Annotated in this window: 23 protein-coding genes and 2 pseudogenes; 15 read left to right on the forward strand and 10 right to left on the reverse strand. The window is 70.4% G+C overall.

All coding sequences use genetic code 11. The features are described 5' to 3' along the window. Positions 1 to 75: 75 nt before the first annotated feature. Positions 76 to 360 (forward strand): DUF6332 family protein, encoded by a 285-nt coding sequence (locus tag ACFWXC_RS35850; RefSeq protein WP_384485361.1) that lies wholly within the window; start codon positions 76 to 78, stop codon positions 358 to 360. Here ACFWXC_RS35850 and ACFWXC_RS35855 read toward each other — a convergent pair. Both ACFWXC_RS35855 and ACFWXC_RS35860 read right to left on the reverse strand, forming a co-directional pair. Then, positions 321 to 986 carry a response regulator gene (locus ACFWXC_RS35855; RefSeq protein WP_384485363.1) on the reverse strand — a complete coding sequence of 222 codons (666 nt, stop codon included), beginning with the start codon at positions 984 to 986 and terminating at the stop codon, positions 321 to 323. The genes ACFWXC_RS35850 and ACFWXC_RS35855 overlap by 40 nt on opposite strands. Beyond that, a complete protein-coding gene (locus ACFWXC_RS35860) occupies positions 983 to 2362 on the reverse strand; it encodes a sensor histidine kinase (protein WP_384485365.1) in 1380 nt (459 codons plus the stop codon). The genes ACFWXC_RS35855 and ACFWXC_RS35860 overlap by 4 nt, the downstream gene beginning before the upstream one ends. A gap of 325 nt (positions 2363 to 2687) precedes the next feature. Here ACFWXC_RS35860 and ACFWXC_RS35865 point away from each other — a divergent pair, with 325 nt between their 5' ends. The 5 genes and pseudogenes from ACFWXC_RS35865 to ACFWXC_RS35885 all read left to right on the forward strand — a co-directional run. Beyond that, positions 2688 to 3719, forward strand: coding sequence for a hypothetical protein (locus tag ACFWXC_RS35865; RefSeq protein ID WP_384485367.1), 1032 nt, complete (start codon positions 2688 to 2690; stop codon positions 3717 to 3719). 236 nt (positions 3720 to 3955) lie between these two features. Next, positions 3956 to 4111 (forward strand): hypothetical protein, encoded by a 156-nt coding sequence (locus ACFWXC_RS35870; protein WP_384485369.1) that lies wholly within the window; start codon positions 3956 to 3958, stop codon positions 4109 to 4111. 84 nt (positions 4112 to 4195) lie between these two features. Beyond that, positions 4196 to 4801, forward strand: a complete 606-nt coding sequence (locus tag ACFWXC_RS35875; RefSeq protein ID WP_384485371.1) for an SDR family NAD(P)-dependent oxidoreductase — start codon at positions 4196 to 4198, stop codon at positions 4799 to 4801. 11 nt (positions 4802 to 4812) lie between these two features. After that, complete coding sequence (locus ACFWXC_RS35880) at positions 4813 to 5016, forward strand: hypothetical protein (RefSeq protein WP_384485373.1); 204 nt, start codon at positions 4813 to 4815, stop codon at positions 5014 to 5016. 137 nt (positions 5017 to 5153) lie between these two features. Further along, positions 5154 to 5810 (forward strand): annotated as a pseudogene (locus ACFWXC_RS35885) (transposase); the annotation flags it as partial. A 26-nt stretch (positions 5811 to 5836) separates the two neighbouring features. Here ACFWXC_RS35885 and ACFWXC_RS35890 read toward each other — a convergent pair. Next, positions 5837 to 6859, reverse strand: coding sequence for a GNAT family N-acetyltransferase (locus ACFWXC_RS35890; RefSeq protein WP_384485567.1), 1023 nt, complete (start codon positions 6857 to 6859; stop codon positions 5837 to 5839). A gap of 161 nt (positions 6860 to 7020) precedes the next feature. On the opposite strand from ACFWXC_RS35890, the pseudogene ACFWXC_RS35895 reads away from it, so the two are divergent. The 4 genes and pseudogenes from ACFWXC_RS35895 to ACFWXC_RS35910 all read left to right on the forward strand — a co-directional run. Further along, positions 7021 to 7600: pseudogene (locus ACFWXC_RS35895) on the forward strand (DDE-type integrase/transposase/recombinase); the annotation flags it as partial. A 37-nt stretch (positions 7601 to 7637) separates the two neighbouring features. Beyond that, positions 7638 to 8484 (forward strand): IS5 family transposase gene (locus ACFWXC_RS35900; RefSeq protein ID WP_384485569.1). Its coding sequence is split into 2 segments (ribosomal slippage): positions 7638 to 8378 and positions 8380 to 8484, totalling 846 coding nucleotides; the frame shifts between segments, so codons are not numbered across the junction. 76 nt (positions 8485 to 8560) lie between these two features. Beyond that, positions 8561 to 9613 (forward strand): hypothetical protein, encoded by a 1053-nt coding sequence (locus tag ACFWXC_RS35905; RefSeq protein ID WP_384485375.1) that lies wholly within the window; start codon positions 8561 to 8563, stop codon positions 9611 to 9613. Between the two features lie 128 nt (positions 9614 to 9741). Continuing rightward, positions 9742 to 9876: a hypothetical protein gene (locus ACFWXC_RS35910; RefSeq protein WP_384485377.1), complete on the forward strand. Its 135-nt coding sequence runs from the start codon at positions 9742 to 9744 to the stop codon at positions 9874 to 9876. A gap of 134 nt (positions 9877 to 10010) precedes the next feature. On the opposite strand, the gene ACFWXC_RS35915 is transcribed toward ACFWXC_RS35910, so the two are convergent. After that, the gene (locus tag ACFWXC_RS35915; RefSeq protein WP_384485379.1) at positions 10011 to 10661 is read right to left on the reverse strand and encodes a TetR/AcrR family transcriptional regulator; all 651 of its coding nucleotides are present in this window, start codon (positions 10659 to 10661) and stop codon (positions 10011 to 10013) included. 314 nt (positions 10662 to 10975) lie between these two features. Here ACFWXC_RS35915 and ACFWXC_RS35920 point away from each other — a divergent pair, with 314 nt between their 5' ends. Beyond that, entirely contained in the window at positions 10976 to 12079 is a 1104-nt protein-coding gene (locus ACFWXC_RS35920; RefSeq protein WP_384485571.1) for a medium chain dehydrogenase/reductase family protein, read from the forward strand. A 140-nt stretch (positions 12080 to 12219) separates the two neighbouring features. On the opposite strand, the gene ACFWXC_RS35925 is transcribed toward ACFWXC_RS35920, so the two are convergent. Continuing rightward, the gene (locus ACFWXC_RS35925) at positions 12220 to 12918 is read right to left on the reverse strand and encodes a TetR/AcrR family transcriptional regulator (protein WP_384485381.1); all 699 of its coding nucleotides are present in this window, start codon (positions 12916 to 12918) and stop codon (positions 12220 to 12222) included. Between the two features lie 204 nt (positions 12919 to 13122). On the opposite strand from ACFWXC_RS35925, the gene ACFWXC_RS35930 reads away from it, so the two are divergent. Further along, the gene (locus tag ACFWXC_RS35930) at positions 13123 to 13572 is read left to right on the forward strand and encodes a nitroreductase family deazaflavin-dependent oxidoreductase (RefSeq protein WP_384485383.1); all 450 of its coding nucleotides are present in this window, start codon (positions 13123 to 13125) and stop codon (positions 13570 to 13572) included. On the opposite strand, the gene ACFWXC_RS35935 is transcribed toward ACFWXC_RS35930, so the two are convergent. After that, entirely contained in the window at positions 13562 to 14848 is a 1287-nt protein-coding gene (locus tag ACFWXC_RS35935) for a geranylgeranyl reductase family protein (protein ID WP_384485385.1), read from the reverse strand. The two genes, ACFWXC_RS35930 and ACFWXC_RS35935, sit on opposite strands and share 11 nt — an antisense overlap. Before the next feature lie 217 nt (positions 14849 to 15065). Between ACFWXC_RS35935 and ACFWXC_RS35940 the strand changes: the two genes are divergently transcribed. The 3 genes from ACFWXC_RS35940 to ACFWXC_RS35950 all read left to right on the forward strand — a co-directional run bounded on the left by ACFWXC_RS35940 (position 15066) and on the right by ACFWXC_RS35950 (position 18271). After that, positions 15066 to 16421: a dipeptidase gene (locus ACFWXC_RS35940; protein WP_384485387.1), complete on the forward strand. Its 1356-nt coding sequence runs from the start codon at positions 15066 to 15068 to the stop codon at positions 16419 to 16421. Between the two features lie 61 nt (positions 16422 to 16482). After that, on the forward strand, positions 16483 to 17205 hold the full coding sequence (locus ACFWXC_RS35945; RefSeq protein ID WP_384485389.1) for an MBL fold metallo-hydrolase: 723 nt from the start codon (positions 16483 to 16485) through the stop codon (positions 17203 to 17205). A gap of 10 nt (positions 17206 to 17215) precedes the next feature. After that, on the forward strand, positions 17216 to 18271 hold the full coding sequence (locus ACFWXC_RS35950) for a protein kinase family protein (RefSeq protein ID WP_384485391.1): 1056 nt from the start codon (positions 17216 to 17218) through the stop codon (positions 18269 to 18271). On the opposite strand, the gene ACFWXC_RS35955 is transcribed toward ACFWXC_RS35950, so the two are convergent. From ACFWXC_RS35955 to ACFWXC_RS35970, 4 genes are read right to left on the reverse strand one after another with little or no spacing between them, the layout of a single operon-like run. After that, positions 18244 to 19296, reverse strand: a complete 1053-nt coding sequence (locus ACFWXC_RS35955) for an ABC transporter ATP-binding protein (RefSeq protein WP_384485393.1) — start codon at positions 19294 to 19296, stop codon at positions 18244 to 18246. The genes ACFWXC_RS35950 and ACFWXC_RS35955 overlap by 28 nt on opposite strands. Beyond that, entirely contained in the window at positions 19293 to 20408 is a 1116-nt protein-coding gene (locus ACFWXC_RS35960) for an ABC transporter ATP-binding protein (protein ID WP_384485395.1), read from the reverse strand. Before ACFWXC_RS35960 ends, ACFWXC_RS35955 begins: the two co-directional genes overlap by 4 nt. Positions 20409 to 20437: 29 nt before the next feature. Beyond that, positions 20438 to 21358 carry an ABC transporter permease gene (locus ACFWXC_RS35965; protein ID WP_384485397.1) on the reverse strand — a complete coding sequence of 307 codons (921 nt, stop codon included), beginning with the start codon at positions 21356 to 21358 and terminating at the stop codon, positions 20438 to 20440. Next, complete coding sequence (locus tag ACFWXC_RS35970; protein ID WP_384485399.1) at positions 21351 to 22337, reverse strand: ABC transporter permease; 987 nt, start codon at positions 22335 to 22337, stop codon at positions 21351 to 21353. Before ACFWXC_RS35970 ends, ACFWXC_RS35965 begins: the two co-directional genes overlap by 8 nt. Between the last annotated feature and the right edge of the window lie 67 nt (positions 22338 to 22404).

The following is a 22404-nucleotide window of genomic DNA, read 5'->3' on the forward strand; positions in this document are numbered from 1 at the left end:
GGCGTCCCGGGTCCTCCGCGGGGCGGCGGCGTCTCGGTGGTCCCCCCGCCCCCCCACGGCTGTGACACTGCCGGAATGACGAGTCACGGGGGACGGCGCGGTCAGGCCGAGCGGGACGCGATCACCGTCGAGATCGGATACGCGCTGTGCAGCGCGGTGTTCGCGGCGGCGGTGGTCTTCGGAGCGGTGGCGGGACCGGCGCTGTTCTTCGATCTGCCCGGCCGTCTCGAACGGGCGCTGCCGCTGGTGGGTGTGGCGCTCGCCACCGTGGTGTTCCTCGCCCGGGTCGTCAGCGTGCTGGTCCGCTTCCAGCGGTCGTCTCAGCCCAGCCAGCCCGGCCGGACCAGCCCCGACTCATAGGCCAGGACGACCAGTTGGGCCCGGTCGCGGGCGCCCAGCTTCACCATCGTGCGGCTCACATGGGTCTTTGCGGTGAGGGGACTGACCACCAGGCGGCGGGCGATCTCCTCGTTGGACAGTCCGATGCCGACCAGGGCCATCACCTCCCTTTCCCGTTCCGTGAGCTGGGCGAGGGCGTCGGCGGCGGCAGGCTCCTTGGAACGGGCCGCGAACTCCGCGATCAGCCGCCGCGTCACACCCGGCGACAGCAGTGCGTCCCCGCCCACCACCGCCCGGACCGCGCGCACGAGTTCCTCCGGCTCGGTGTCCTTGACCAGAAACCCGGAGGCGCCGGAGCGGATCGCCTCGAAGACGTACTCGTCCAGTTCGAACGTCGTCAGCATCACCACCTTGACGTCCGTCAACTCCTTCTCCCCGGTGATACGGCGGGTCGCGGCCAGGCCGTCGAGATGCGGCATGCGGATGTCCATCAGGACGACGTCGGGGCGCAGTTCGCGCACCTTGCGCAGCGCCTCCTCGCCGTCAGCCGCCTCCCCGGCCACCTCGATGTCCGGCTGCGCGTCGAGCAGCGCCCGGAAACCGGCCCGCACCAGCGACTGGTCATCGGCGAGCAGTACCCGGATCATCGGTCCTCCCGGTCGGTCTTGGGCAGTACGGAGTCGGTCGCGGGCGGCACGACGTCCGTCGCGGGCGGCACGGCATCGGCCGGGGACGGCGCGACGCCGGTCGAGGACGGCACGGCATCGGTCGAGGACGGCACCGCATCTGCCGAAGGCAGCACGGCCTCGGTCAGAGGCAGCACGGCCAGCACCCGGAAGCCGCCGTCGGCGCGCGGTCCCGCCTCGATCGTGCCACCCAGCGCGGCCGCCCGTTCCCGCATCCCGGCCAGCCCGTTCCCGCTGCCTCCCGCGTCCGCGCCGGTCGCGGGACCGTCGTCATCGATCCGCAGCCGCAGCTCCCCGCCCCCGTGGTCGAGCCGTACGCGCGCGTGCCGTGAACCCGAGTGCCGTACGACATTGGTGAGCGCCTCCTGCACGATCCGGAAGGCGGCCAGGTCGGCGCCGGGCGGCAGCCGCGGCGGCTCTCCCTCCACGGCCACGGTGAGTCCGGCGCTCGCCGCCTGTTCGGCCAGTTCCGGCAGCCGCCCGAGGCCGGGTGCGGGCGCGCGCGGCGCGGCTCCCGGGGCGCGCAGGGTGTCGAGCACCTGACGGACCTCACCGAGCGCCTCCTTGCTGGCGGCCTTGATGGTGGTGAGCGCGGACCGGGCCTGCTCGGGGTCGGAGTCCAGCAGCGCGAGGCCCATGGCCGCCTGGACGTTGATGACCGAGATGCTGTGCGCCAGCACATCGTGCAGCTCACGGGCGATCCGCAGCCGTTCCGCGTCCGCCCGCCGCCGGGCCGCCTGGGCGCGGTCGGCCCGTTCCCGCGCCCACTGCTCGCGCCGCAGCCGGACCAGCTCGGCCACCGAGACGATGATCAGCACCCAGGTGGCGATGATCACCTCCTGGCCGGGATTCGCCCCCGTGCCACCCGGCGGCGGCAGCCAGCGGTAGAGCCAGAGCGAGATCAGCAGGTGGCCGCCCCACAGCATCCCGACGGCCGCCCAGGCGGCCCGGCGGCGCCCGGCGACCACAGCGCTGAAGCAGGCCACGGCGACGGCCGCGAAGACCGGCCCGTACGGGTATCCGGCCGCGAGGTAGATGAGGGCGAGCCCCGCCGTGCCGAACACGACGGGCACCGGGTGCCGGTGCCGCCACAGCAGCAGTGCGCAGGTGGCGAGGAGCAGCAGGCGGGCGTACACGTCGAGGGGTTCGCGGTGCGGCTGCTGGTGGGCGGCGAAGTTCGAGCCCACCAGCACGAGCGCGGTGAGCGGGACGGTGGTGCGCCACGGCAGCCGGCCGCGCGACGGCTTGTCCGCTCCGTCGTCGGCGTGCTGCCACCACGGGGGCCCGTAGCGCCACCAGTGCGCGGGGCCGCGCTCCCGTACCCGCTGCTCGTCCATGTCCGCCACGCTAGACGGCGTCGGCCCGCGCGAGCGTCAGCCCGGCGAGGTGATCACGCGTACTCCCCGGGAAGTAGGCCGCCGGGCGCGGTGCGACACGATGCGGTGCGGTGGGATGCGGTGCAGTGAGCGTCCGCCAACTTGAAGTCGCTGGTCAAAGGGCTGGTGTGCTGGTCTGTCGAGGTGCTCACGCTGGTCGTGGGCGGCAGTCCACGGAGAAGATCGTCTGGCGGGGCGGCCGGTTCGCTGGTCCCTGCTCGCTGCGGCCGGACGGCCTTCCACGATCCTGCGCGTGCTGGGATGTCAGGCGTCTAAGGTCGCGTCCATGACGAGGACCACGCCCTCGCGCCCTCTCGATGTCGAGGCGCTCTTCCCGGAACTGGCGGCCTTTCGGGGGACGACAACTCGGCTCCATCCGCGGCCGGGCAGACCAGACCATTCGGCCAGCTCCGTGGGCGGTCCTATGCTGTGGCCGGCGGACGAGCCGTGGCCGGTGTGCAGCGAGGCCCACGGCCGTGGGCGTGGTCGACGCCCGGCCGACATCCGCCGCTATCGGCAGGTTCTGGCTTCCGCGTGGGCCCGCGAACAGGCTCCCGGCCCGACGGACGAGGAACGGGAACTCCTGGGCGAGCTGCACCGAGAGCACCGGATCCCCGGGGCATCCGAGACCGACCCGTTGCCGATGATCGGCCTCACGCAGCTGTACCGGCGGGATGTGCCCGACCTGCCGGCCGGGCCGGGCGACTGCGACCTGCTTCAAGTGTTCTGGTGTCCCTTCAACGCGCACGGCCCGGGCCGGTACGACCTGGAGCTGCACCTGCGCTGGCGGCGGTCGTGGGAGGTCAGCGAGGTGCTGACCGCGCCGCCGCAGCCGCTGGTCGTCGGGTCCGACGGTTTCGTGCCCGAGCCCTGTGTGCTGCACCCGGAGCGGGTGGTCACCTACCCGTTTGCCGGCCTTCTGCCCGAGGAACTGTGCGCCCGGATCGATGCCTGGGAGGAAGCCCTTGAAGAGGAAGCCGAGGAGTCGGCGGACGAAAGCACGACAGAGCCGCTCGGCTACCAGTACGACCTGTCCATCCCGCCCGGCTGGCGTGTGGGCGGCTTCGCCTCCTGGCACGCGACAGACCCGTATCCCATGGACTGCCTGACCTGCACGACGCCGATGCACCTGCTGCTGACCATCGACAGCTCGGAATGGGACGGCGGCAGCGGCAGCTGGAAACCGGTGGAGGACCAGAACCGGCCCACTCACCGTTGCGCCACTCCCACGGAGGTCACTGTGGGCCGCTGGGGTGAACTCAACGTATTCGCCTGTCCCAACGAGCCCGAGCATCCGCACCGCTGGAGCATCCAGTAGCTTGTCGCGCCCCTGGGGAAGCGCAGCGCGCGCGTAACCGCGGTGTCCCCCAGCGGCCGTGGGAATTGTGTGACGAAGACCAAATTCCGTGCCAAGGACACCTGCTCGCTTGTCCACCAGTGCTGGCGCCGTGGCCCGCCGACTGGCCCGGCGCCACCTCGCCGGCCAACCAGGACTGACCTCGCGTACACCTCGCAGTCCTCGCCCGGCCGACCGGCCGGGACCACGCCACCCCCGTGGAGTTCTCGCATGCCGCCAGCGTGGCCATCAACCTCATGATCGCCGCTGAGGCACCCGAAGGCGTCCCCCGCCGCGCGCCCGACGAGATCGCCCTCGACTACTGGAACCTGCACGCCGGCCGTGACCAGGCCGAGCATTTCATCGGCGGCTGACCCCAGCACCCCGACCACGGGCACCTCACGGCCACGCTGTCGCCGCCACGGCGCCCGCCCTTTCCCGCTCTCCCCTGGAGCATCATGAAGACCATCCTCATCGCCGGCGGCAACAGCGGCATCGGCCTCCAGGCCGCCCGCGACCACCTCAGCCACGGCCACCGGCTCATCTTGCTGGGCCGTGACCCGCGCAAGGGCGAGGCCGCCCTCGCCTCCTTCGGCGCCGGCGCCGACCGGGCGTCCTTCGTCGCCGCCGACTTGTCCACCCACGACGGCGTCCGTGACGCCGCGAGCCGTGTCCTCGCCCAGCACGACCGCATGGACGCCCTCGTCCACACCACCGGCGTGTTCACCTTCGAGGAGAGCCGCACGGCCGACGGTCTCCACCCGTTCTTCGCGGTCAACTACCTCAGCCGCTACCACCTCACACAGCTTCTGCTGCCCGCCCTGCGCCAGGCCGAGCGGCCGGTCGTGCTCATGATGACGGCCGCGATCCCGCCGACCGACGAGATGGACTTCGCCCGGTTCCCCGAGTTCACTCCCTTCTCCCTCAGCCGTGACCGCAAGCCGATCCAGCTCGCCAACCACCACTACGCCGCCCACCTCACCCACGCTGAACCCGGCCTCACCGCCGGCGTCGTCAACGCGGGCTCCGCCAAGACCGACATCATGCGCATCGCCCCCTGGTAATGCGGGCCGCCATGACCGTCCTCGGACCGCTCGTCCTCGACTCCGTCGAGACCTCCGCGCGCAACGTCGTCGAAGCCGTCCGCCACGACGACTGGCACAGCACCCCTGTCTACTGGGGCAAGCCGGGCCGCTTCGATCAGCGCACCTCGATCGCCCTGGACGCCACGCCCACGCAGCACCTCATGAACGCCTCCCGCAAACTCACCGGCGCCTGACGCCGCGCCCTCAAGCCCGAACCCGCGCGCTCACGGTTCTCAACAGGCCGATCTGCGCGCGGGTTTTGCTGTTTCGCCGTTGGAATTCTCACGAGCCCGCGTGTCTTCCCACGCAGAACCGGAAAGCCTCATGCCTCAAGGAGTCGCCCGACCCCGAACGCGACGCCAAGCTCGACCGGATCGAGCAGGTGCTGGAACGCTTCCCGGACCGGACCTTTGCCTTCGACGAATTCGGGCCGCTCGGGATCCGGCCCACCGCCGGCTCCTGCTGGGCGAAGCAGGGCAAGCCCAACCGCCTGCCGGTCACCTACCACCGCACCCACGGCGTGACCTACTTCCGCGACTGCTACTCCGTCGGCGACGACCGTCTGTGGGGCGTCAACCGGCGCCGCAAGGGCACCGCCAACAGCCCTGCCGTGCTGAAGTCGATCCGCGCCGCCCGACCCGACGGCGCCCCGATCTACATCGTCATGGACAACCTCTCCGCACACACCGGCTCCGACATCCGCTGCTGGGTGAAGAAGCACAAGGCCGAACTCTGCTTCACCCCGACCTCCGCCTCCTGGGCCAACCCGATCGAGGCGCACTTCGGCCCGCTGCGACAGTTCACCCTCGCCAACTCCCACCACCCCAACCACACCCTCCAGACCAAGGCCCTGCACCGCTACCTCCGCTGGCGCAACACCCATGCCCGCCACCCCGACGTGCTCGCCGCCCAACGCCGCGAACGCGCCCGCATCCGCAGCGAGAAAGGCATCCGCTGGGGCGGACGTCCCTTTGCCGAAGCAGCCTGACCACACGGTTAGTCCTGCTCAGCGCATCAGAAGGGCAGGCCCCGCAGGTCCGCACCGATGGTTGGATGAGGCAGGCCGGCCAGATCGTAGACCATGGTGATCAGTGGCGAGATCCGCGCGCCGTCGGGCTGCTGGACGGTGACGGGCACCGAGAGCCGGCTCCATCCCAGCTGCGTGTAGAGCGGAACCAGGTCAGGACGGCAGAGCAGAATCATCGTCTCGGCCCCGGCCGCTCGTGCGTGTTCGACCGCCACGCTGATCACCGTCCGGGCGATGCCCCGGCCTCGATAAGCGGGGTGCACCAGCACACCACCCAAACCCGCGACACGGCGCGGCAATCCATCGAAGGCCATGTCCCGCAGCAGCCATCCCCCGGATGCCACCGGCCGGCCTTCGGAGACGGCGGTGAGGGTGTGCTGCTTGTCAGCCCACACCAGACCGAGCCCATTCGTCCCGAAGGGATCGGACAGGCCATCGCGGAGTGCAGCTCTGTCATCACAAGAACCGGAGCCCGGCGCATGGACCAGCTGGAGGTCCGTACCACCGTCGTCCACCACATGCTCCGCGGCGGCCATGGCAGCGGGGACAAACCGGTAGCGCAGACAATGCAGGCCACTGGACTGGACAGTCCCGTCCGCCTGCGCGCCCAGACGGCGCAGTACCGAGATCGAGGCCGTGTTGCCGGGCAGGACGAACGCGAAAACAACAGGGAGCGAGAGACGGCGAAATGCCAGGTCCAGGCACGCGCGGCCCGCCTCGCCGGCGATCCCACGCCCCTGCGCCCGTGGGTGCAGGGCGAAACCGAGGTCGACTCCGTGCCGGGCCCGATTACGCAGTCCCACCCGGCCGAGAAACGCCTGCGTTGCGGCATCCCTGACCGCGAAGTCACCGTAGCCGTGTCTGGTCCAGTGGACGACGTGGTCGTCGCACATGGCCTCGGCCGCGGATCGGCTGTCCGCCCGGCCAGTCGCCAGCCACCGCATGACACTGTCCTGACTGACCACAGCCGCAAAGAGATCGTCGCTGTCCTCACGGCGGATCGGCTCCATCACAAGCCTCTGGGTACGCAGAACGGGTCCACCTAACCGGGCCACTCAGCAACTCCTCTCGACCAAGGACCGAAGGAGCCTACCCGGCGACTCTTTGGAACGATCACCAGGCAGCCGGTGAAGCTTTCCAGTCACGGCACTAGCTGCTTGGGATCAATCCCGCTACCATGCAGCGCGTCCTCACGGGCTATCGGCCCGCCCGTCTCACCCACCTCGACCGCACGACGGGCCGCCCCATCGGACGCTACGAGCACCATGCCCCGGGCAAGTTGGTGCACGTCGACATCAAGAAGCTCGGAAACCTCCCCGACGGGGGTGGACACCAGGCCCTGGGCCGCCAGGCCGGCCGCAAGAACCGCGTTCGTGGCGACTACAGCTACCTCCACAACGCCGTTGACGACCACCCCAGGCTGACCTAGCAGCGAGATCCTGGCCGACGAGAGACAGCAGACCGCCGCCGCGTTCTGGATCCGGGCCCAGGATCACTTCACGCAGGCCGGGATCACCGTCCGCCGAGTCCTCACCGACAACGGCTCCTGCTGTCGCTCGCGCATCTGGCGCGAAACGCTGCTTGCCTCAGGAATCACTCACAAGCGCACCCGGCCCTGTCGCACCGAGCAGGAACGCCGCGACGCCTTCGGCATATGCCTACACCACTACAACCACCATCGCGGCCACACCGCGTTGAAGGGCCGGCCACCAGCCAGCCGCGTTCCCAACCTCACGGGGAGATACACCTAGGCAGTTTCGTTTGGATCAGTGGGAAGTTGATCTGGGCATGTCGTTGACTGACGCCCGGTGGGCTCGGATCGAGCCGTTACTTCCGGACCGGAAGCCGAGGAGGGGTGGCCGTTGGCGGGATCACCGTGAGGTGATCGACGCGATCGCCTTCAAGTTCCGGACGGGAACGCAGTGGGTCCATCTGCCGGAGAAGTACGGGAACTGGCGAGGCGTCTACAACCGACTGCGGATGTGGGCCGTCGATGGCACTTGGGAGCGGGTGTTCACGGCGCTGATGGCCCAGGCCGACGCCGACAAGGAGCTTGACTGGGTCGTCTCGGTGGACTCGACAATCGTGCGCGCTCATCAATACGCCGCCGGGGCCCGCAAAAAGGGGCCCCGGCGGCCGAGCCGCACGACCACGCCATCGGACGGACGCGCGGGGGGACTTACCACGAAGATCCATCTTGCTGCCGACGGCCGCTGTCGTCCCCTCTCGTTTGTCCTGACCGGCGGTCAAGCGGGCGACGCACCGACCTTCATGGACGTCATGGCCGGCCTCCGTGTACCGCGTCGCCGCGGACGGCCTCGAACCAGGCCTGACGTAGTCATGGCCGACAAGGCGTATTCCTCCCGCGCGATCCGCGACCACCTGAGCAAGCGCGGCATCCGCGCGGTGATCCCCGTGCCAGCAGATCAACGTGGCCATCGGCTGCGGAGAGGCAGCCGGGGCGGGAGACCGTCGGCGTTCGACCGCGAGACCTACAAACAGCGCAACACCGTCGAACGGTGCATCAACCCGCCTGAAGCAGTGGCGCGGCATCGCCACGCGCTACGAGAAGACCGCGACCATCTACCTGGCCGGACTCCACATCGCTGGCATCTTCCTCTGGTCCGCCTGCTGACATAGGGAAGCTGTGTGGTGTCAGCTGACGTGGATCGGTACGCCCATTGTCAGACGTTGCTGGCAGCATCCCTGCCATGAACGCCATCTTTACCACCCCACCGCGGCCGTTCGACATCACCGCGCTCTTCCCTCAACTGGCCCCGCTGGCACGCACGGCGACCCGGCTGCACCCGCGCCCCGGGTCCCCGACCGTGCACGACAGCTCCGTCGGCGGCCCGCTCCTCTGGCCAGCCGACGAGCCGTGGCCCCACTGCAAAGAGCCGCACGACAGTGAAGCGGCAGACGAGATGCACTCTGCGGACGAAATCCGGCTCCTGCGTCGCATCCGTGCAGCAGCGGCCGAGCGCCGGCTCCGCGACCCCCAGGCACCCGCGGTCACGCCCGAGGAACGGGAGATCGAGCAGCGGCTCCGCGGGGGCCACCCGTGGTTCGACGGCCCGATTCCCATGATTCCCGTGGCCCAGCTCTACACCCGCGACGTCCCTCTCCCGGTCAGCCCTCCCGGAGCCGACCTTCTCCAGGCCCTGTGGTGTCCCTCCGACCACTCGGAGTTTGCACACCCCCGAACCGCCCTCTTCTGGCGTTCCTCCGGCTCCGTCACCGACGTCCTCGATGCCCCGCCCGAGCCGCCCGTGATCCAGTTCGACTGGTACCTCCCGGAACCCTGCCTGCTCGCACCGGAACAGGTCACCGACTACCCCAGCCCCATGGAGCTGAGCAAGGAACTGCAACAGCAGCTGGGTGACGTGAACCGGTGGGAGACAGCCGGATTCGCATGGGACAGCACCGGCGCGCTGGACCCGCAGGAGTTCTACTTCCGCAACCTGTGCCACGCCCCCGGGTGGAAGACCGGCGGCTGGACCCGCTGGGGCCTCACCGACCCCATGCCCCGCCCTTGCCCCGAATGCGGCACCGAGACGACCCCGCTCCTCACCATCGCGTCCTCGGAATGGAACTCCGGCAGCAAGAGCTGGATGCCCGACGAGGAACGGACGAACCCGACTCCGCTCCTCATCGGCACCCCACCCTCGAACTTCACTCTCCTCGACATCGCCGGCGCCTACAGCCTGCAACTCCACGCCTGCCCAGCGTCCCCGGACCATCCGCACATCGAACTGGTCCAGTGAGCCCTCGCGGAAGTCCTCCGTGCCGACGTGTACGCCACAATCGGCACTGCGATCGACTCTTCAGTCAGCAGCCTTGGCCAACTACCAGGTGATCCAAACGACGAGCCCTAGCCGTCGGACGCGCACCGGTGGAACACGGCTTTGCCCACCTGCAGAACTGGCGGACCCTCACCAAGCGCCGCGCCGATCCCGCCCGCGCGACCCGCCTCCTACGCGCCCTGCTCGTCCTACTCGTCCTGACGAACCTCGAAGTCAACCGCTGACGGACGGTCTTCTCCGCAGACTGTCGGCCACAACCAGCCTGAGCACCCCGACAAGCCGGCACACCAGCTCTCTGACCAACGACTTCAAGTTGGCGGAGGCTCAGTGGGATCCGGTGCAGTGGGGTGCGGTGGGGTCAGCGGCCGGATGTCAGTTCCGCCACCTCGGCGTCGAACAGCCGCTCCGGGTCGAAGCCCATGCCCTCGAACTGCCCGGCCAGTTCGAGGGAGAGCACACCGTGCATCCGGGTCCAGAACGCCAGCGCCCGGCGCAGCACCCCCGGCGACGCGGGATGACCGTCGGCCCACTGGCGGTGCTGGGCGAGATGGGCGGTGAAGCCGGCGGAGGCGGGCGCCTCGGGCTCGGCCGCCGCGCAGACGTCGAGCAGCGCGGCCATGATCTCCCGGGCAATGGCGGTGATGTCGTCGGGCGCGTGGTACCCGGGCACCGGCGTGCCGTAGACGAGGAAGTACCGCTGAGGGTCGTCGAGCGCCCAGCGGCGCAGGGCACGCGCGAGGCCTTCGATGCCGGCCCGGGAGTCGGCAGCGGCCCGGAAGGTGTCGGCCAGGCTGCGGTAGGCGTCCCGGATCAGTTCGGTGATCAGCTCGTCCCGGCTGCCGAAGTAGCGGTACAGGGCGGGACCGCTCATGCCCAGTTCCTTGGCGATCGCGTTCAGGGACAGGCCCGTCGCGCCGGACTTGGCGATCTGCTCCCAGGCGCGCGCCTTGATGTCGGCCCGCACCTGGCTCCGGTACCGCTCTCGGGGGCTCACCGCATCTGCCGCCATGACCTGCACGCTCCTCTCACTGCTGACGTCCGAGTCTCCCGGCGCCCGGGCGCGCGGACGTTCCCGAGCGCTTCAGGCTTCCGGGCTTCCGAGCCGCTGACCTTGCCTCTGATCTTCAGGGTTGTTTCGACTGTTTCAACCTATCACTTTCAAGATGGGTTCTAACGGAAGTTAGCACCCCCCGATACGAGAGAGCTTGACACTGACGCGAGCACCAGTCATGTTAGTTATAGCTTCTAACGCAAGCGAGTACCTCTCTCGATTGCGACTGCGTCCACAGGGAGATCGTCATGGAGGTCGTCATGGAGGTCGTCATGGAAACCGCAGGAACCGCCGCGCCCAAGGGCACCGCAGCCGACACCCAGCTCGTCGAGATCGTCCTGCCGGGCATCACGGAGCCCGAAGGTCTGCAGATCCGGCGCGGCGAGATCCCGGTCCCGGGCGCCGGCCAGATCGTCGTCCGCATGGAGGCCACCGGCGTCTCCTTCGCGGAGCAGCAGATGCGTCGCGGCCGCTACTACGACCAGCCGCCGTTCCCCTTCGTCCCGGGTTACGACCTGGTCGGTACGGTACTCACGGCCGGCGAGGGGGTCACGCCCGGGCTCGTCGGCCGGCGGGTGGCGTCCCTGGTCAAGGTGGGCGGCTGGGCCAGTCACGTCGTGCTCGACGCGGCCGACGCCGTGGAGGTGCCGGCCGGTGTCGGCGCGGCGGAGGCCGAGACGCTGGTCGTCAACGGCATCACCGCCTGGCAGATGCTGCACCGCAAGGCCAGGGTGCGGCAGGGCGGGACGATCCTGGTGCACGGCGCCAACGGCGGGGTCGGCACGGTCCTCGTCCAGCTCGCGCGTGCGGCGGGCCTGCACGTCATCGGGACGGCCTCCGCCCGGCACCACGACGCGCTGCGGGCCCTGGGCGTCACCCCGGTCGAATACCGCACCGAGGACGTCCCGGCCCGGGTCCGCGAACTGGCCCCCGGCGGTGTCGACGCCGTCTTCGACCACCTCGGCGGCCGCAGCGTCATCGACTCCTGGCGGCTCCTCGCCCCGGGCGGCACCCTGGTCGCCTACGGCAGTGCCACCACCCGGGACGACTCGGGCTCCAAGCAGTTGCCCGTGCTCAAGATCCTCGGCCGGGTGTGGCTGTGGAACACGCTGCCCAACGGCCGGCACGCGTACTTCTTCAACGTCTGGGCGGGCCGCGCCCTCGGCAAGGACCGCTTCCGGGCCCGGCTGAGCGCCGACCTCACCCAAGTGTTCGAGTCCCTCCGGCGCGGCGAGGTCACCGCCCGCATCGCCGCCCGGCTGCCCCTCACCCAGGCCGCCGAGGCCTTGCGGCTCGCCGAGTCCGGGACGGTGGCCGGCAAGGTCGTACTCGTCCCGGAAGACGGCGCCGGCACGTCGGCCGCCCAGACACAGTGACAACCGTCGGCCCCCTGACAACCGTCGGCTCGGCGACGGCCGTCGGCGCAGCGACCGCCCTTCGTGAACGCCCGGTCGTCCGCGAAGTCGGGCTCAGGTCGAGGCAACGGCGCATCCGTCACGCCGCCCGGTGGAGCCCACTACGGGAAGACCAGGCCCACCCCGTGGGCGAGCTGGGCGGCCGCATGCCGGAAGAACCGGTCACGCTCCTCCACGACCCCCTTGAACTGGCCGAACAGTTCGAACCCGACCAGCCCGAACAACTGCGCCCACGCCGCGGCCATGGCGACGGCCACCTCCGGCGGGAGGCCCGGCATGAGCTCGTCGGCCATCCGGCGGGCCTCGGGCGCGAGGTCGGCCGGCACGGGGGTACGAGCCAGACCCCGCTGCTCGAACGCATCGAGCAGGATGCCGATCAGGACGAGGGCGACCCGGGCGGCCGGCTGGATGGTCGTGTCCGGGGCCGAGTAGCCGGGCACCGGCGAGCCGTAGATCAGCGCGTACTCGTGGGGGTGCGTCAGCGCCCAGCCGCGCACCGCCTCGCACACGGTGACCCAGCGCCGCGCCGGGACGGCACCGGCGGCAAGGGCAGTGGCGTGCGCGGCCTCGGCGGCCTCGCCGAGGGAGTCGTAGGCGTCGATGATCAGCGCGGTGAGCAGCTCGTCGCGGCTGGGGAAGTAGCGGTAGAGCGCCGAGGAGACCATGCCGAGTTCGCGTGCGACCGCCCGCAGCGACAGCTTGGCCGCGCCCTCGGCCGCGAGCTGTCTGCGTGCCTCGTCCTTGATGGCCGCGGTGACTTCCATCCTGGCTCGCGCGCGGGCGCCCTGTGCGGTGGTCATGGGAAGCAGTCTGCCATGCATGCAGAGCGGTGCGCACAGTTCGGAGCAGTGCACTCGAAATAGAGCACCGAACTCCTTTCGGTGCGCCGACCTCAAACAAGTGCGCCGCACAAAAAAGAGAGCACTGCTCTTGCTTTGGATCGCCGATCTCCCCCACACTGGAGTCAAGCGAGAGCACCGCTCTCCCAAACTGTGGGGGTCCCCGTGTCGACACACGTCCAGAAGCCCGGCTGGTTCACCGTCAACATCCTCAACCGGGCCGTGTCCTGGCTCACCGGACGCGGTATCAGCATCTGGGGCTCCCGCGTCCTCGCCGTCCGAGGACGCAAGAGCGGCGAGTGGCGCACCACCCCCGTGAACCTGCTGACGGTGGACGGTCAGCAGTACCTGCTCGCGCCGCGCGGTCACGTCCAGTGGACCCACAACATGCGCGCCGTCGGCGGCGGCGAACTGCGGCTCGGCAAGGACGTGGACGTCTTCACCGCCACCGAGGTCGCCGACGACGACAAGGTCGAACTGCTGCGGGCCTACCTGAAGCGCTGGAAGGCCGAGGTCGGCGTCTTCTTCGACGGGGTCGGCCCCGAATCGCCCGACGCCGACCTGCGCCGCATCGCCCCCGACCACCCGGTCTTCCGGATCGCCGTCACGAAGTGACCGAGTCCTCCGTGTCCGCCTCGTCCGCGCCGTCCGCGTCCGCCTCGGCGGCCTTCCCCGAGGCCGCCGGCTCCGGAGCCAGTGTGGTGAGGGCGCGCTGGGCGAGCGGGTGGGAGCGGACGAGTTCGCCGAGCGAGGTCCGGCCCTGGGTGATCTCCTTGAACGCGCGCCACGCGGGGCGAATGCCGGTCAGGGCCGCGTGGAACAGGCCGGGCCGGCGCTCGAACACCGCCAGCATCCGCTTGCCGACGCTCATCTCGACGCCGAGACCCGCCTTGACGGCGAAGGCGTAGTTCAGCGCCTGACGGCGGGTGTCCACGGCGTCGTGGGCCTCGGCGATCCGCACCGCCCACTCCCCCGCGAGCCGCCCCGAGCGCAGTGCGAAGGAGATGCCCTCGCGGGTCCACGGCTCAAGGAGGCCGGCCGCGTCCCCGCACACGAGCACCCGGCCCCGGGACAGCGGAGAGTCGTCGGCGCGGCAGCGGGTCAGGTGGCCGGAGGAGATGCTCGGCTCGAAGCCGGCGAGGCCGAGCCGGGCGATGAAGTCCTCCAAGTACCGCTTGGTGGCAGCGCCTTCGCCACGCGCCGAGATCACGCCGACGGTCAGGGTGTCGCCCTTGGGGAAGACCCAGCCGTAACTTCCCGGCATCGGACCCCAGTCGATGAGGACCCGTCCCTTCCAGTCCTCGGCGACCGTCTCCGGCACCGGGATCTCCGCCTCCAGGCCGAGGTCCACCTGGTCGACCTTCACGCCGACGTGGGCGCCTATCCGGCTGGCGCTGCCGTCGGCGCCGACCACCGCACGGGCCAGCAGGATCTCGCCGCCCTGGAGGACGACGGCGACCGTGCGCCGGTCCGGGACGGCCGAGCCGTGCTGTTCGACGCGCTGCACGGCGGCGCCCGTGCGCAGTTCGGCGCCCGCCTTCTGGGCGTGCTCGACCAGCTGCTGGTCGAACTCGGGCCGGTTGATCAGCCCGAACATCATCTGCTTGGAGCGGCGGGTGCGCGTGAACCGTCCGTTGTTGGAGAAGGTGACCGCGTGCACCCGGTCCTTGAGGGGCAGCTCGAAGCCGGGCGGTAGCGCGTCGCGCGAGGGTCCGATGATGCCGCCGCCGCAGGTCTTGTAGCGGGGCAGCTCGGCTTTCTCCAGCAACAGCACGCGACGTCCCGCGACCGCCGCCGCATAGGCCGCCGAGGCCCCCGCGGGTCCCGCGCCCACCACGACGACGTCCCACACCCGCTGCACGTCGTCCGCCGAAGAATTCTCACCGCTCACGATGGTCCGCTGCTCCGATCAAGCCGTAGAAGCCGTAAGTGCCGTATGCCCTGTCAAGCCGTAGGTGCCGTACCAACCCGTGGGTCGGGCCTTGTCCGTCCGTAGCCGGGCACCTACCACCTGTCTCCCCGCATCCTACGGCGGAGATCGCCGCAGGCCGCTGTGGGAGGATCGGTGTACTCACCAGTTCAACGTCGCACCCACGAGGAGCGTGCCCATGTCGCCCAATCCGGTCGCCGAGACCGTCGCCGCCCTGCTGCCCAGGGCGAGGGCGGAGCTCGCCGAGCTGGTGGCCTTCAAGTCGGTGGCGGACTTCGCCCAGTTCCCGCGGAGCGAGAGCGAGGGCGCCGCGAACTGGATCGCCGACGCGCTGCGTGCCGAGGACTTCGTGGACGTCGCCGTGCTGGACACCCCGGACGGCACGCAGTCGGTGTACGGCTATCTGCCTGGGCCGGAAGGCGCCAAAACGATCCTGCTGTACGCGCACTACGATGTGCAGCCGCCGCTGGACGAGGCTGCCTGGACCTCCCCGCCGTTCGAGCTGACCGAGCGGGACGGCCGCTGGTACGGGCGCGGTGCTGCCGACTGCAAGGGCGGCGTGATCATGCACCTGCTGGCGCTGCGTGCGCTGAAGGCGAACGGCGGCGTCCCGGTCAACGTCAAGGTGATCGCCGAGGGCTCGGAGGAGATGGGCACCGGCGGCCTGGAGCGGTACGCCGAGCAGCACCCCGGGCTGCTGGCGGCGGACACGATCGTCATCGGCGACGCGGGCAACTTCCGTGTCGGCCTGCCGACGGTGACCACGACCCTGCGCGGCATGACCATGCTCCGGGTCCATATCGACACGCTTCAGGGCAATCTGCACTCCGGGCAGTTCGGCGGTGCCGCACCGGACGCGCTGGCCGCGCTGATCCGGGTGCTGGACTCGCTGCGCGCCGAGGACGGTTCGACGACGGTCGACGGGCTCGAGCCGGAGTCGGACTGGGCAGGGCTGGAGTACGAGGAGGAGCAGTTCCGCAAGGACGCCAAGGTGCTGGACGGCGTCGGTCTGATCGGTGACGGCTCGGTCGCGGACCGCATCTGGGCGCGTCCGGCGGTCACGGTGCTCGGCATCGACTGCCCGCCCGTGGTCGGCGCCACCCCGTCGGTGCAGGCGAGCGCCCGTGCCCTGGTCAGCCTGCGGGTGCCGCCGGGCGTGGACGCGGCCGAGGCGGGCAAGCTGCTCCAGGCCCATCTGGAGACGCACACGCCGTGGGGTGCCCGGGTGCGGACGGAGACGGTCGGCCAGGGTCAGCCGTTCCGCACCGACACCACCAGCCCGGCGTACCAGGCGATGACCGACGCGATGGAGGTCGCCTACCCGGGCGAGACGATGCAGTACGCAGGCCAGGGCGGCTCCATCCCGCTGTGCAACACCTTGGCGAGCCTCTACCCGGACGCCGAGATCCTGCTGATCGGTCTGAGCGAGCCGGAGGCGCAGATCCACGCGGCCAACGAGAGCGTGTCTCCCGAGGAGCTGGAGCGCCTGTCGGTGGCCGAGGCGCTGTTCCTGCGGAACTACGCGGCGGGCTGAACCGCTCTGCCCACGGCAGAGGGCCCTCGTCCGCGGACGGAGGCCCTCCTACGGTCGTGACATGGACGTCATCGAACTGCTCCCCCGGCTGCACCTGCTGCGCTTCCCGGTCGGCCAGGCATACCTCTGGCACGACCCGGACGCCGGCGCCTCGACGCTGATCGACGCCGGCCCGCTCGGCTCGGGCCGGCCGGTCGCCGAGGCGCTCACCGCGCTGGGCCGGTCCCCTTCGTCGGTACGCCGGATCGTCCTCACCCATTTCCACGAGGATCACGTCGGCGGGGCGGCGGAGTTCGCCGCCCTGAGCGGAGCGGAAGTGCTGGCCCACCGCCTGGACGCACCGGTGATCCGGGGTGACGTCCCGGGCCCGCCGCCGGTGTTCGAGGAGTGGGAGCGGCCGATCCGGGCCGAGGTCGCGAAACTGCTGCCGGCCGGTGATCCGGTCAGCCCGGACGAGGTGACGGAGTTGTCCGACGGTGACGTCCTGGACTTCGGCGGCGGCGCCCGGGTCGTCCACGTGCCGGGTCACACCGACGGCAGCATCGCGCTCCATCTCCCTGCGCACGGGGTGCTGTTCACCGGGGATGCGGTGGCGGTGTCCCCGGTCACCGGTGCGGTGATCCTCGGGGTGTTCAATCTCGACCGCGCCCGGGCCGTCGCGTCCTTCGGGCGGCTGGCCGATCTGGATACGGAGGTGGCCTGTTTCGGCCATGGTGATCCGGTGACCGCGAAGGCGTCCCGGGTGCTGCGGCAATCCGCGGACACCTACGGGCCGCCGCACTGACCATGGGGACATGACCGACACCGCGCACCGTATCGCCGCCCACACCGACGTCGCGACCTCGCTGGCCCTGCTGAGCGATGTCGAGCTGACCGGGCTGGTCGCGGCGGGTGAGCCGCTCGGCACCGGGATCGGCGGCAGAGCGGTGCGGATCACGATGGACGGCAGGCCGGTGTTCGTGAAGCGGATCCCCCTGACCGACCGGGAGCGGGACCCGCGGCACGCCCGCTCCACCGCGAACGTCTTCGGCCTGCCGCCGTACTGCCACTACGGCATCGGCGCCATCGGCGGACCGGGGTTCGGCGCGTGGCGGGAGCTGGCCGCACACGTGGCTACGACGAACTGGGTGCTGGCGGGCCGGTTCCCCGGGTTCCCGCTGCTCCACCACGGGCGGGTGCTGCCCGAGACGCCCGCCCCGCTGCCCGTCGAACTCGCCGACGTCGAGAGGGCGGTGGCCTACTGGGGCGGCTCCGCGGGCGTACGTGACCGCATCGAGGGCCTGCGGGACGCCTCCGCGAGCCTGACCCTGTTCCTGGAGCACTTCCCGTACACCCTGCACGACTGGCTGGACGCCGAACTGCGCACGGACCGCGCGGACTCGGCGTGCAACTCCACTGCCAAGGGTCTGGAGGAGCTGACCGCCTTCCTCGCGAGCGGCCGGCTCCTCCACCTGGACGCGCACTTCCGCAACATCCTCACCGACGGCCGGCGGCTGTACCTCACCGACTTCGGGCTCTCGCTCAGCCCCCGCTTCCGACTGACCCCACAGGAGCAGGACTTCCTCGACCGGCATCGGCACTACGACCGCGCCTACACCACCTACTACCTGGTGATCTGGCTGGTCACCGCGCTGTACGGGTACCGAGGCGAGGAACGCGCGGAGTTCGTGCGCGCCTGCGCCGGCGGGCGGTGGCCCGAGGGCATCCCCCGGGCCGCCGCCGAACTGCTGGTCCGGCACGCTCCCGTCGCCGTGACCATGGAGGTCTTCTGCCGGCGGCTGGAGCGGGAGAGCCGGCTGACACCGTTTCCGTACGAGGACGGCTACAGCAGTTGCACGCTCTCCGCGTAGTGGCAGGCGACCGGGTTGCCGCCGCCCCGGTCGACCAGGTCCGGCACCTGTTCGACGCAGAGGGTGCGTTCGCTGTCGGTGAGCTCGTTCGCGAACTTGGGGCAGCGGGTGCGGAACCGGCAGCCGCTGGGCGGGCGTACCGGGCTGGGGACGTCGCCCTGGACGGTGATCCGTCTGCGGGCGCGTTCCTTGCGCGGGTCGGGCAGCGGGATCGCGGAGACAAGGGCCTGGGTGTAGGGGTGTGCGGGGCGGGCGAAGAGCTGCCGGGCGGGGGCGATCTCCACCAGGCGGCCCAGGTACATCACCGCGACCCGGCGGGCGACGTGGCGCATCACGGAGAGGTCGTGCGCCACGAAGAGGAAGGACAGGCCCAGTTCGTTCTGGAGGTCCATCAGCAGGTTGAGGACGCCGGCCTGGATGGACACGTCCAGTGCGGAGACGGGCTCGTCCAGGACGATCACCTTGGGGCGGAGTGCCAGCGCCCGTGCGATGCCGATGCGTTGACGCTGGCCGCCGGAGAACTCGTGGGCGAAGCGGTTGCCGTGCTCGGGGTTGAGGCCGACCAGGCGCAGCAGTTCACGCACCTCGCCCGCGGCGCCGGAGTCGTAGCGTCCGTGGATGCGCAGGGGTTCGGCGACGATCTCGTGGACGGAGATCCGGGGGTCCAGGGAGGCGTACGGGTCCTGGAAGACGATCTGCAACTCGCGCCGTACCGGCCGCATCTGACGTCTGCTCAGATCGGTCAGCAGGCGGCCTCGGTAGTGCACGGTGCCCGAGGTCGCGTTCTCCAGGTTGAGCAGGGTGCGGGAGATCGTCGTCTTGCCGGAGCCTGACTCGCCGACGAGACCGAGCGTCTCGTTCTCGTACAGGTCGAAGGAGACCCCGCAGACGGCGTGGACGTCGCCGACCCGGCGGCGGACGACGCCCCGGGACATCACCGGGAAGTGTTTGACGAGGTCGCGGACCTGGAGGACGGGTTCGCCCGAGCCGCCGTGGCCGGGCAGCGGGGGCAGGGGGCCGGTCATCGGGCATCGTCCTCCAGGTCCGCGAACCGGGCGAGGGCCTCGGTGTCGGCGCCGACGGCGTCGAAGACCTCGTCGGCCGCCGTGTCGACGAGTTCGCCGGCGAAGTGGCAGGCGCTGCGGTGGGCGTCGGATCCGACCGGGCGCAGGGCGGGTTCCGTGCTGTCGCAGGGCTCCCGGCGCATCGGGCAGCGCGGGGCGAAGGGGCAGCCCGGGGGCAGGTTGAGCAGTGAGGGCGGGGAGCCGGTGATGGGGGTCAGGCGGTCCTCCTCGCGGTCCAGGCGGGGCAGGGAGCCGAGCAGGCCGAGGGTGTAGGGCATGCGCGGGGTGTAGAAGATGTCCTCGACCGAGCCGGTCTCCACGATCCGCCCGGCATACATGACGGCGACCCGGTCGGTGTGGCCCGCGACCACCCCGAGGTCGTGGGTGATGAGGACGAGCGCGGCGCCGGTCTCGGCGCGGGCGGTCTCCAGGGCCTCCAGGATCTGGGCCTGGACGGTGACGTCGAGGGCGGTGGTGGGCTCGTCGGCGATGATCACGTCCGGGTCGTTGGCGATCGCGATGGCGATGACGACCCGCTGGCGCATGCCGCCGGAGAGTTCGTGCGGGTAGCTGTCGACGCGCCGTTCGGGGCTGGGGATACCGACCGTGCCGAGGAGTTCCACGGCGCGCTCGCGGGCCGGGCGTCTGCCGAGCCGGGGGTTGTGCCGGAGCAGGGTCTCGGCGATCTGGTAGCCGACCGTGTAGACGGGGTTGAGGGAGGTCATGGGGTCCTGGAAGACCATGGCGATGCCGCTGCCGCGTACGTCCGAGAGGCGGGCGTCGGACATCCCGAGCAGCTCCGTGCCCTCGAACCGCACCGAGCCACGTACCCGGGCCGAGCCGGGCAGCAGCCCCATCACGGCCAGCGCGGTGACGGACTTGCCGGAGCCGGACTCGCCGACGATACCGAGCGCCTCGCCCCGCTCCAGCCGGTAGCCGACGCCGCGTACCGCCCGTACGACACCGTCCTCGGTCGGGAACTCCACGCTCAGTTCCTCGACTTCGAGCACGGCCCCGTCCCCCTCCCCCTTGGCGACGACTCCGCCGACACCCCGGCCGAGCCCATCGCTCATGCCGCTGCCGTTTCCCTTGTCGGTGGCCGTCACTGTCGCACCCTTTGCTGCCGGGGATCGAAGGCGTCACGGAGGCCGTCGCCGATGAAGTTGATGGTGAGGGCGATGGCGATGATGAAGGCGCCGGGGATGTAGAAGAGCCAGGGCCGGGTGTCCACCGCCGTCTGCGCCTGGGCGACCAGCAACCCGAGGGAGGTGTCGGGCGGTTGGACGCCGAAGCCGAGGAAGGACAGGGCGGTCTCGGTGAGGATGCCGGTGGCGACCAGGATCGTGGCGTTGACGATGATCGGGCCGAGCGCGTTGGGCAGCAGATGCCGGAAGATGATCCGGGTGTCGGAGGCGCCGAGCGCCCGGGCGGCCTCCACGAACTCCTTCTCGCGCAGCGAGAGCACGGACGAACGCACCACGCGTGACACATACGCCCAGGTGAGTCCGGCGACGACCACGGCGATCCAGTACCAGGAGCCGCCGCTGCGGGAGGAGATGACCAGCGCGATCGCGAACAGCGGGAGCGTCAGCACCAGATCTGCGATGCGCATCATCAGCGCGTCGACGAACCCCCGGTAGAAGCCGGCCACGGCACCCCATACGGCACCGACGAGAGTGGAGCCCAGAGCGATCAGGATGGCGATCTTCAGCGAGGTCTGGGTGCCGCGCATCACCTGGGCGTAGGCGTCGTACCCGGAGGAGTCGGTGCCGAACGGGTGCTTCCAGGAGGGGGGCTGGGAGTTGTCGGGGGTGTACTTGGTGTACGAGTAGTGCCAGAGGTGCGGGCCGGCGAAGGCCCACAGCACGATCAGCACGAACACGACCAGGCTGATCATCGCGGCCCGGTGGCGCAGGAAGCGGCGCACCACCAGCCGGGTCTGGCTGCGCTGCACGACGGTGAACTCGTGGTCGGCGCCCGGTGCCTGTGTGCCGGTCGGCCCGAGTGCCCCGATGTCAGTCATAGCGGATCCTCGGGTCGAGTACGGCGTAGAGCAGGTCGGCGAAGAGGTTGAAGACGATGACGACGACGGCGGAGAGCAGCAGCCAGGCCATGGTCCGGTAGACGTCGAGGGTGGTGGCGGCCTGCACGAGCATCTCGCCCATGCCGTGCCACTGGAAGATCGTCTCCGTGATGACCGCGCCGCCGAAGATGATCGCGATGTCGAGGGCGGTGACGGTGGCGAGCGGGATCAGCGCGGTACGCAGGGCGTGCCGGGTGAGGACCTTGCCGCGGCGCAGCCCCTTGGCCCGGGCGAGGCGGACGTAGTCGCTGTCCAGGACCTCCAGCATGGAGGCGCGGGTGTAGCGGGTCCAGGAGGCGAAGGAGACCAGGGCCAGGGTGATGGTGGGCAGGACCAGGTGGCCGATGCGGTCGGTGAACTCGTTCCAGGTGGTGTCCACTTCGAGGTACGGCGACTTCTCGCCGATGGTGCCGAGGAACTGGCTGCCGGTCTCCTGGTTGAACCAGATGCCGGCCTGTTTGAGCAGCACCGCGAACCAGAACACGGGCATGGCGAGGAAGAGGAAGCCGAAGAAGGTGATGGTGTAGTCGGCGGCGCTGTACTGGCGGATCGCGCTGAACACGCCGAAGACGACGGACATCACCAGGGCGAGCAGCATGGCGGCGGCGACCAGGGTGACGGTGACCCGGAAGCGGGTGAACAGGTCGTGTCCGATGTCCAGGTTGGCCTGTACGGACGGGCCCCAGTCACCGTGCAGGACGCCGGTGATCCAGTTCCAGTACCGCTCCACGGCGGGCTGGTCGGCGTGGATGTGCCGGGCGAACGCGGTCACGGCGGCCTTGCTGGGCGGCGGTTGCCGGGAGGTGGCGAAGTTGGCCACCGGGTCGCCGGAGTTGACGACGACAAGGAAGACGATGAACGTCGAGACGATCAGGACGGGCACGGAGACGAGGATGCGGCGCACGGTGTAGGCGAGCATGCGGGTCTTCTCTCGCGGAGGCCCGGCCCCGGGGTCGCCGGGGCCGGGAATCGGATCCGACTGGTCG

Source organism: Streptomyces sp. NPDC058683 (genome assembly GCF_042716195.1).
GTDB lineage: Bacteria > Actinomycetota > Actinomycetes > Streptomycetales > Streptomycetaceae > Streptomyces.